This is a genomic window from Kitasatospora sp. NPDC058406 (assembly GCF_042722765.1).
Classification (GTDB): Bacteria; Actinomycetota; Actinomycetes; order Streptomycetales; family Streptomycetaceae; genus Kitasatospora.
In genome coordinates this window covers 1-9650 of sequence record NZ_JBHXKE010000303.1, presented here as the reverse complement: position 1 = coordinate 9650, position 9650 = coordinate 1, and the positions used below count along the sequence as shown (strand labels likewise).

Here is a 9650-nt window from a genome sequence, read left to right as displayed (position 1 = left end):
GGGCCCGTGGGGTGACTCCCGTACTCCTGTGCTCCCGTAGTCCCGCGCTCCTGCGCTCCTGCCGCACCCCTGCCCGCGTGCGTCAGGCGTGCTCGGGCGCCGGCAGCTTCTCCCGTTCCGACCGCACCGCCGGCTCGCCGCGCCGGACCGCACCCGGCGCCCGGCGGGACGGGTGGTCGGCCCGGCCGGCCGAGGTCAGCTGCCACGGCACGCTGATCACCATCACCCCCGGGGTGAAGAGCAGCCTGCTCTTCAGCCAGAGCGCCGACTGGTTGTGCAGCAGGTGCTCCCACCAGTGCCCGACCACGTACTCGGGGATGAACACCGCCACCGCCTCGCGCGGGCCGGTCCGGCGGTACTCCCGCACGTACTGGACGACCGGCCGGGTGATCTCCCGGTACGGCGAGTCCAGCACCTTCAGCGGCACCGCCACGGCCAGCTCCCGCCACTGCCGCTCCAGTTCGCCGGTGGCGTCCGGCTCCACGGCGACGGTGAGCGCCTCCAGCGAGTCCGGCCGGAACGCCTCGGCGTAGCCGAGCGCCCGCAGGGTCGGCTTGTGCACCTTGGACACCAGCACGATGCCGTGCACCTTGGAGGGCCGCACCGACTCGGCGTCCGGGTCGTCCACCGCCAGCTCCTCCGCGACGCTGTCGTAGTGCCGCCGGATGCCGCGCATCATCACCCAGAGCACCGCCGCCGCGACCACGGCCAGCCAGGCGCCCTGGGTGAACTTGGTCAGCAGCACGACGACCAGCACCAGCGCGGTGGTGACCGCACCGAAGGAGTTGATCACCCGGGACCGCAGGGCGCCGCCCCGGACCGCCGGGTCGGTCCCGGTCTCCAGGGTGCGGTTCCAGTGCCGCACCATGCCGATCTGCGACAGCGTGAAGGAGGTGAAGACCCCCAGGATGTAGAGGTGGATCAGGCTGGTGACGTCCGCGTCGTACAGCCAGAGCAGCCCGCCGGCCACCACCGCGAGCGCGATGATGCCGTTGGAGAAGGCCAGCCGGTCACCGCGGGTGTGCATCTGCCGGGGCAGGTAGCGGTGCTCGGCCAGGATCGAGGCGAGCAGGGGGAAGCCGTTGAACGCGGTGTTGGCCGCCAGGATCAGCACCAGCGCGGTGACCGCCTGGATCGCGTAGAAGAGGACGCTCCCGTCGCCGCCGAAGACCGCCGCCGCCAGCTGGGCGATCACGGTCTGCTGGGGCGCGGTCGTGCAGTCGCCGGGGAACCCGGTGAGGTGGCAGGCGTCGTCGGCGATGTGGACGTCGGACACCAGCGCCAGCGCCGTGATGCCGACGAACATGACCACGGCCGTGGTGCCCATCACGGCCATCGTGGCGGCGGCGTTCCTCGACTTCGGTGCCCGGAACGCCGGCACGCCGTTGGAGATCGCCTCGACCCCGGTCAGCGCCGTGCAGCCGGAGGCGAACGCCCGCAGTCCCAGCAGCAGCAGTCCCAGTCCGGCCAGGGTGTCCTTGCCGTCCTCCGGCACGATCCCGTACGAGGCGCTGGCCGCCACCGGTGCGTCGCCGAGCACGGCCCGGACCAGCCCGGTGACCACCATCAGCAGGATGCCGCCGATGAACAGGTACGTCGGCGCGGCGAAGGCCTTGCCCGACTCCCGCACTCCGCGCAGGTTCCCCGCCATCAGCAGCACGACGAAGCCGACCGCCAGCTCGACCCGGTGGTCGGCGAGCGAGGGCAGCGCCGAGATGATGTTGTCCACGCCGGAGGCCACCGACACGGCGACCGTCATCACGTAGTCGACCAGCAGCGAGGCGGCCACCACCAGGCCCGAGTTGGCGCCCAGGTTCCGGGAGACCACCTCGTACGAGCCGCCGCCGCTCGGGTAGGCGTGCACGACCTGGCGGTACGACATCACCACGACCGCCATCAGGGCGACCACACCGGCCGCGACCCACGGGGTCAGCGAGAGGAAGGCGGCGCCACCGACGGTGAGCACCAGCAGGATCTCCTGGGTCGCGTAGGCGACCGAGGAGAGCGGGTCGGAAGCGAAGATCGGCAGCGCCAGCCGCTTGGGAAGCAGCGTCTCGCCCAGCTCCTCGCTGCGCATGGCTCTGCCGATCACTAGGCGCTTGAGCGCCTGGGGCACGTTGAACACATGGGCGAGCGTAAGCGCGTCCGGCCGGCGCGGAACGGGCCTCCGAGGAGTGTCCGGAACGCCCGGCATCTCCGATCGGCGGGGACGTTCCCGCAGGTCGGGGCCGCTGCGGGCGCGGCACGCCAGGTGGCGCGGGGGCGTTCGGAGGGCATGCGGGGAGCACGGAGGGGGGCCGTTAAGACATCGTCAAGATATGACGATCGGCTCGGACAAATACCCACCATCTCCGCAATTCACCGCCACACGGCGGGCCCTCACATCCGCATCCGGAGCCGGCAGACCACCGCGTCGGTGTGCCGGCGCAGCGCCCGGTCGATGACCGCGCCGCGCCGGTTCTGCAGGGCGCGCTGCCAGGGACGGGCCGGTTCGACCTCGGGGATCAGGACGGTCAGCCGGTCGTAGACGCGTTCGGCGGCCAGGCGGTTCACGAACTCGGCGATCGGCGGGCCGAGGCGGCGGTGGCCGTCCGGGATGTCCACCAGCGGTACGCCGGGCTGCCACAGTTCCCAGTCCCGGCGCAGGGCTTCGGCCTCGGCCGGGTCGTGGACGACGGTGACGGCGAGGACCTCGTCGCCGAGTGAGAGTGCGGCGGAGAGGCCGTCGCGGGTGAGGCGGGTGATGGCGGTGACGGGCACGAGGACGAGGCTGCGCTGCGGGGTGAGCGGGCCGGGGATCCGGCCGAGTTCCAGTCGCTCGCCGATCCGTGCGTAGCTGCGGTGGACCGCCTCGAAGAGCAGGACGAGCAGCGGCAGGGCCAGGCAGATGCCCCAGGCGCCCTCGGTGAACTTGGTGCCGGTGACGACCAGCGCCGCCACGGCGGTGAGCAGGGCGCCGAAGCCGTTCAGCGCGGCCTTCGCCCGCCAGCGGGCCGGCCGCTCCAGCACCCAGTGGCGGACCATGCCGACCTGGCAGATCGTGAAGCCGACGAACACGCCGATCGCGAAGAGCGGCACCAGGCTGTTGACGTCGCCGCCCGAACCGACCAGCAGCACCGCGGAGACGGCCGCGAGGAACAGCACGCCGTGCCGGTGCACCTGGCGGTCGGCGCGCAGGGCGAAGACGTGCGGCAGGTGGTTGTCGCGGGCCAGCAGGTGGAGCAGGACCGGCAGCCCGCCGAAGGAGGTGTTGGCGGCCAGGCCGAGCAGGACCACCGTGGCGAACTGGACCAGGTAGAAGCCGGCACCGTGGCCGAGCGAGGCGTCGGCGAGCTGGGCGAGGACGGTGACGCCCTCCACCGGCTGGAGGTGGAAGCGGCCGATCAGCACGGCCAGTCCGATCAGCATCACGCCGAGCAGCGCACCCAGTGCGACCTCGGTGTGCTGGGCCCGCTTCACGCCGGGCGTGCGGAAGGACGGCACGGCGTTCGCCACCGCCTCCACGCCGGTCAACGCCGAACAGCCGGCCGCGAAGGCCTTGAGCAGCAGCAGCGCCCCGACGGCGGTCGCGTTGCCGGCCAGCACCGAGGCGTGCCCCTCGGCCGCCGCCGTGCTCACCGGGGCGTCACGGAACAGGCCCACCACGACGATCGTCAGGATCGAGAGCACGAACACGGCGGTCGGCGCCATGAACCAGCGGGCCGACTCGGCGATCCCGCGCAGGTTCACCGCCGTCACCAGCGCCAGCACGCCCAGGCAGAGCCAGACCCGGTCCCCGTACAGGCCCGGTACGGCGGAGGTCAGCGCCGCCACGCCCGCCGTCACCGACACCGCCACGTTCAGCACGTAGTCGATCACCAGCGAGGCCGCGGCGGTCAGCGCCGTCCGCCGCCCCAGGTGCGCCTTGGCCACGGCGTACGAACCGCCGCCGTCCGGGAACGCCGCGATCACCTGCCGGTACGAAGCCACCAGCACCGCCAGCAGCACCGCGATCGCCGCCGTCACCGGAAGCGTGAACCCCAGCCCGTACGCCCCCGCCGCGGCCAGCACCAGCACGATCGACTCGGGCCCGTACGCCACGGAGGCCATCGCGTCCAACGACAGAGCGGCCAGGCCGCCGAGGGCGGTGAGCCGGTGACGGTCGGCGTCCGCGCCGGCGGCATCCGTTCCTGGCGGTCCGGACCGTCCGGACCGTCCGGACGGCTCGGGCACGACGGCGACGGCCGGAGTGACGGGGCTGGACATCGGGCGGGACCTCCGCAGTCGATCGGATGATCCGATCCTGCGGGCCGCGCCCCCGTACGCCGCCGCCCCCTACGCGTTCCTGACGCTCCGGCGCGCAGCCTTGACACGCCTTTGACGCGGTGGGGACGAGAGGCGGGGTGGGCGGACCGCTGTCCCGGCGGGCGCCGGTTGGGAAGACGATCAGCTCTTACGGAGGACTCCCGGCGCGCTTCCGCACGACCGGGGCTTCTCAGCGGGGAGGCTGAACGGCCCGACCCCACCCCTGCCCCACCACTTTGCTGCCTGGTCGAGGTAATTGCAAGCCATTCGCAATAGTGGCACCGACGCCGACCACTACCCTCCGCACATGAAAAATCACTTCACGTCGCCATCTCGCGACGGGCTCCGCCCCCGCCGTCCTCTCCTCCTGATCGACCTCGACCACACCCTGGTCGAACGCGACGGCGGCGCCGACGCCTGGACACCCGGCTTCTGCGCCGCCCACGGCCTCCCCGCCGAAGCCGCCCCCACCGTCTTCGCACTCCTCCGCGCCGACCGGTCCCCGGCCGGCTTCGCCCGGATCGCCGACCACTACGGCCTGCCGCGCTCCGGCGCGACCCTCTGGGAGGAACACGTCGCCCAGGAGGCCGCCCGCACCCACCTGATCCCCGGCGTCCCCGAAGCCCTCGCCGCCCTCCGCGACGCGGGCTGGACCATCGCCGTCGTCACCAACGGCTCCACCGACATCCAGCGCGCCAAACTCGCCCGCACCGGGCTGCTGCCCGCCGTCGACGCCGTCTGCGTCTCCGAGGAGGCCGGCGCCCGCAAGCCCGCGCCCGCGGTCTTCCACCTCGCCGCCACCCGCCTCGGCCGCACCCTGACCGCCGCCGACTGGATGGTCGGCAACAACCCCGCCACCGACCTCCGGGGCGCCCACGCCACCGGCCTGCGCTCCGTCTGGATCACCCCCACCCCACCCCCACCACTCCCCCCGGCCCACCCCGCCCCCACCCACACCGCCCCCGACACCCCCGCAGCCGCCACCCTGCTCCTGACGCTCCGGCCGGCCCCTTCCCCCGGGCCCTCCTGATCGCCGAAAACGAAGAACGGCCCGTGATCAGCGTTTCCGCTGATCACGGGCCGTTCTCAATCCTGTGGCTGGTGCAGGGTTCGAACCTGCGTAGCTTGCGCGGCAGATCTACAGACCGCCGACCGGGCACGTTCTGACCTGCAGACTCTTGATCACAGGTCAGACCTGGTCCGCCACTGGTCCGGATCATGGTCTCGACGGCCCCCTGTCGACCCACCTCAGCGACCACCTGAAGGGCCGGGTCCGGGCAGCATCTCCGCTGCCCGGACCCAGCCCTTCTGTGTTCCTGATCACACTCCGCCAGCCGGGTTGCCGAGGTCGAGGTCGAGGTCGAGGTCGAGGTCGAGGTCGAGGTCGAGGTCGAGGTCGAGCCTGCGAGTGGTAGGCGTTGAGCAACTCGACCAGGGCGGGACCATTGGGCACCCCGGTGTGCTCACGGGCAGCGATCTCCGACTCCCACAACGCGGCGTTGACCACCTTCGCCGCCTCCACCGCAGCCAGACTCGCGAGCAGGACGAGCGTCTCAAGGAGCGCCGACCGCTTGATCTCCGCCTGGTCCATCGCAGCCAGGAACTCCGCCCGCGCCGTCGACCCCGCCTCGGCATCGACGGCCCGCTTGGCCAGCGCCGCGATCTCCTTCACGCAGGTCGCGTACTGCACGTAGGTGTCGAGCTTCCACTCATCCCACCGCGTGGCCATCAGTCGTCGATGCTCCACCCGCTCCGCCCATGGGCATGGCGATCTGAGTAATCACCACCCAGAACCTACTGACGCCACCCGTCGCGCAAAAGACCGAGGCCACACAGGAAACTGGCTACACCCTCTATATACAACTTGCATTCCGGAGGTTGTTTATGGGAGGTCGTTGATTCCATGGCAACTGGCAGTCAGGAACTTGAAACCGGCGCGAGAATCAATACCACATCGAACCTTTCGAAGGATTTTCTGAGGTTTCTCCTTTGATCTTGCGCCCACGAGAAACGGGATCGTTTGCGTCTTGGGGCGGATCGTCGATGCGGCCATCGAAATGGCGGATCGGGCGATGCCGCACCCCTCGCGCGGATTCGTCCGACGCCCTGTCATGCATCTACTCTGGGTGAGCACGAAACCCCTTCCCTGGCGCGCGCGTGAGCGTCCGTCAGCAGACTCGACCGCAAGGTGTGGTCGGAGTCACGGCGCCCGCTCGGGCGGACGTCGCGACCCTGACCGCAAGGCGCGGTCAGGGGACAGTGGGAAGGGGTGGAGCATGACCGCGCTCGATCAGCAACAGCCGGCCGACGAGGTCCCGGATGCGGAGCCGAAGAACGCGGGAAGGCTCCGCAGGGATGGGGTGCGTCAACTGCTCGCCGTCTGGCGTGCAGTGAAGACGGCGTACGACATCTGGCAGCTGCTCCAGGATCTCCTGAGCTAGCTGCTTAGCACGATGGCCCAGCCGCGTCAACGGCCAGGCCATCGCTAGTGCGACCGTGGAGTCACACCGTAGGTACAGAGGGTCCGTCTCGGGACTTCTGGTGTTCCCGCACCAGGCGAGGCGGGCCCTCCTTCATGCATCAGAATTAGCGCCTAGGCGCTAACAGCCCTTTCAACGGTACCAGGGTTTGGATGCCTTATTCATGGTACCCATCTACCTGTCAGTGCGGGTGGCTCCCGGAAGGCATCCTTCGCTCCGACAAGCTTGATGATCAGCCAGAATGCCGTAAGCGAACCGATGGCTGATCGTTGTCCACCCAGCTCTCGAAAGCTTCGTGGAACGCGTCGCCGACTCCCAAATGTGGTACCCGGTCAGGCGAGGGCAGCAGCGATGAGCCCCATCGAGTCCGCGATCACCGCGGCGCCGGCGGCGGTCAGCTTGGCATCCTTCCCCGGCTTGTTGGCGTACCCGATCGTCGGAACTCCAGCGGCCTCACCGGCCTCGACGTCGCGGGCCGCGTCACCGATGAAAATGCAGTAGTCCGGCCTGGTGCCCGCAGCCTGCATCGCTTCGAGCAGGAGCCGCGGGTTCGGCTTCATGGACGAGGGATCGCCAGGGGCGCGCCCGAAGACGCCGGCCCCGTAGTCGCTGAGGCCGTGCTCGGAGAGGTACGTCTCGATGGCCGCGCCCGAGTTGTTGCTGACGATCGAGACCAGCCGACCGGAGCGGACAGCAGCTCGCAGAACCGATTCTCCGCCCGGGGTCGGGCGGGCGACCCGGACCGCTTCGGTCTCCAGCGCGACCAGGGCGGCGTCCATACTCTCTGTGAGATCGGGTCGGGCGTCCGAGATCAGCCGGAGCAGGGCGAGCGGGTCAGTCTCCTCCTCCGCCCCAGCCGGAACCTCCTCGCCAGCGGCAGACAGGTCCTCGCGGAGGCGACGCGCGACCTCCGGGACAGGGAGGCCAGCGAAGACCGAGCACACCGGGCCGTCGAAGTCGAGCAGCACGTTTTTCACCGGCCGCAGCACGTCGGCGAGTTGCTGAGGGGTGGCGGTCATGACTGCCGCTCGTACGCGATCGTGCTCCACACGCTGTCGAACCACATCTGGGCCTGCTGGACGTACTGCGATCCGAGCGAGGCGTCATCCGGGCCTGCGGCGCGGTGGAACAGGGTGGTGTCCTTTCCGGTCACGTCGTAGAAGGTGTGGTCAGTGTCGTCGATCGCCACGGTGCGCTCGCGGAGCGGGTAGAAGCCGAAGAACGCCTCCTGCCGGTTCAGGATGTACAGCTTGAACAGGCTGGACGCCCGGTGGACCTTGACCTGAACGCTGGCCTTCTGGACCAGGCCCAGCTCGGCCAGCATCTCCACCGAGTGCGCGATCCCGCTGGCGTTCGCCAGGGCGATGTTGCGTGCATGCTGCCGGAGGGCGGCTTCGTCCTGGAGCCCGCCAACGAGCACCGGGACGGCCATGGGCGCCGTGGTGTCCGGCAGCAGCAGGCGGACCGTGATGGACTCCGGGGCCAGCCGGCCGGAGCGGACCTTGTCGAGCGGCTCCTGCAGCGCGTTGTGCAGCGTCTCGCTGGAGAACCCCGCAAAGTCGAGGGTCACCTGCTGCTGCTCGAAGGCGGCTTCGAGGTGAGGCCGTAGCCCGACCGGCCGGGACGTCCGCTCCCGCACGAAGGAGCCGCTCCCCTGCCGGGTGACGATCAGTCCCTCGGTGCGGAGCAGGTCGAGTGCTTTGTCCACTGTGCCGCGCGCCACGCCGAAGTGCTTCGCCAGCTCGGGGCCTGAGGGGAGCTTGTCGCCGGTCTCGAAGCCCGGCTTCTTGGTGAGGATCGAGGCCCGCAGAGAGCTGCCGACCTGCTGATACGGGGGGCGCGAGTCGTCCAGGTCCAAGGCCATGGGCCAATGCTAGGACAGGTGCCCAACAGGCATGAGAAACCCAACTCTTTTGACCTGCCTAAGCGGGTTCTCTATGTTGCGAGTGCCGCATCGAGTGAGACAGGGGTGACACAGAGGGGCCTTCTTTGGGCTGCTCTGACCTGCACGAATGCGCCTGTGGATGGCCGGCCTTCCGCCGTGCCCAGGGCGAAGGGGCCAGGACAGATCGGGCCGAGGCATCCCGGCGCCTTGTCAGATCGGAGACCTAGATCAAAAAGGCCGCGCCCGCCTGTAAGGGCGCAGACCTGCTGGCCGTCCCGGGTGATTGGGGCGGCCAGTGCTGTTGATCAACGTTGGCCGGGCCTGCGAGAACGGGGCCGCCGCGCCTTACTTGGCCGGAGCGTGGCGACCCCTCACGGGCCCACACCCAGAGAAGAGGTTGGCCCATGATGCTGATCATCGCGGGCCAGACGGCCGCGAACCACGACGAGTTCGCTGAGCTGGCGCTCGGCGTGGACGAGCAGTGTTTGCCGGGGTCACTGGCGAGAGCGAGATCGAGCGCGCGGCCCGGATGACCAGCTGTTCCGGACGTTCCGCGACGGCATGGTGCAGGAGAGCGGCTACGGAGTCGTCTGGGCTGCGGCCCGGGCCGAGGTGCTGAGTCCGGAGGAGCAGGCCACCCCGCTCGCGAAGCGGCCGTACGACGGCCGGCACGCCGGGATCTCGCTGTGGCTGGCCTCCGGGGTGGTGCCCGCCGAGTGCGCGCGGCGAGCTGGGCACAGCATCGCCGTCCTTCTCCGGGTCTACGCGAAGTGCATCCACGGTGACGAAGACCACGCCAACCGGCTGATCACCGAACGCCTCCAGCGTCGGCCCGGCTGACCCTGGTCCGCGCCTGGTCCGGAAGCACTGGTCAACGCCGGGATCCGGGCGGAACCAGGTGAGACAAACCGCCCAAAACAACCAGACATCAATATCACTGTTCGACCATGACAGAAGGGCCCGGGGACTGGGTTTGCGCCGGTGACGGGGCCGGAGATATA

Annotated in this window: 9 protein-coding genes; 4 read left to right on the top strand and 5 right to left on the bottom strand. The window is 70.0% G+C overall.

The annotated features are described in order from the left end of the window. Positions 1-82: 82 nt before the first annotated feature. Both ACFWOG_RS36470 and ACFWOG_RS36465 read right to left on the bottom strand, forming a co-directional pair. On the bottom strand, positions 83-2077 hold the full coding sequence (locus tag ACFWOG_RS36470) for an APC family permease (RefSeq protein WP_380363685.1): 1995 nt from the start codon (positions 2075-2077) through the stop codon (positions 83-85). 302 nt (positions 2078-2379) lie between these two features. Then, positions 2380-4245 carry an APC family permease gene (locus ACFWOG_RS36465; protein WP_380363683.1) on the bottom strand — a complete coding sequence of 622 codons (1866 nt, stop codon included), beginning with the start codon at positions 4243-4245 and terminating at the stop codon, positions 2380-2382. 346 nt (positions 4246-4591) lie between these two features. Between ACFWOG_RS36465 and ACFWOG_RS36460 the strand changes: the two genes are divergently transcribed. After that, positions 4592-5314, top strand: coding sequence for an HAD family hydrolase (locus ACFWOG_RS36460; protein ID WP_380363681.1), 723 nt, complete (start codon positions 4592-4594; stop codon positions 5312-5314). Between the two features lie 290 nt (positions 5315-5604). Here ACFWOG_RS36460 and ACFWOG_RS36455 read toward each other — a convergent pair whose 3' ends face one another. Continuing rightward, positions 5605-5730, bottom strand: coding sequence for a hypothetical protein (locus ACFWOG_RS36455; protein WP_380363679.1), 126 nt, complete (start codon positions 5728-5730; stop codon positions 5605-5607). Between the two features lie 830 nt (positions 5731-6560). Here ACFWOG_RS36455 and ACFWOG_RS36450 point away from each other — a divergent pair. Then, complete coding sequence (locus ACFWOG_RS36450) at positions 6561-6725, top strand: hypothetical protein (RefSeq protein WP_380363677.1); 165 nt, start codon at positions 6561-6563, stop codon at positions 6723-6725. Positions 6726-7096: 371 nt separating this feature from the next. Here ACFWOG_RS36450 and ACFWOG_RS36445 read toward each other — a convergent pair whose 3' ends face one another. Next, positions 7097-7783: an HAD family hydrolase gene (locus tag ACFWOG_RS36445; protein WP_380363675.1), complete on the bottom strand. Its 687-nt coding sequence runs from the start codon at positions 7781-7783 to the stop codon at positions 7097-7099. Further along, a complete protein-coding gene (locus tag ACFWOG_RS36440) occupies positions 7780-8628 on the bottom strand; it encodes a GntR family transcriptional regulator (RefSeq protein WP_380363673.1) in 849 nt (282 codons plus the stop codon). Before ACFWOG_RS36440 ends, ACFWOG_RS36445 begins: the two co-directional genes overlap by 4 nt. A gap of 425 nt (positions 8629-9053) precedes the next feature. Here ACFWOG_RS36440 and ACFWOG_RS36435 point away from each other — a divergent pair, with 425 nt between their 5' ends. Together ACFWOG_RS36435 and ACFWOG_RS36430 are read left to right on the top strand one after the other, a co-directional pair. Continuing rightward, positions 9054-9182: a hypothetical protein gene (locus ACFWOG_RS36435; RefSeq protein WP_329950353.1), complete on the top strand. Its 129-nt coding sequence runs from the start codon at positions 9054-9056 to the stop codon at positions 9180-9182. Between the two features lie 28 nt (positions 9183-9210). Beyond that, entirely contained in the window at positions 9211-9489 is a 279-nt protein-coding gene (locus ACFWOG_RS36430) for a hypothetical protein (RefSeq protein ID WP_380363670.1), read from the top strand. The last annotated feature ends 161 nt before the right edge of the window (positions 9490-9650 follow it).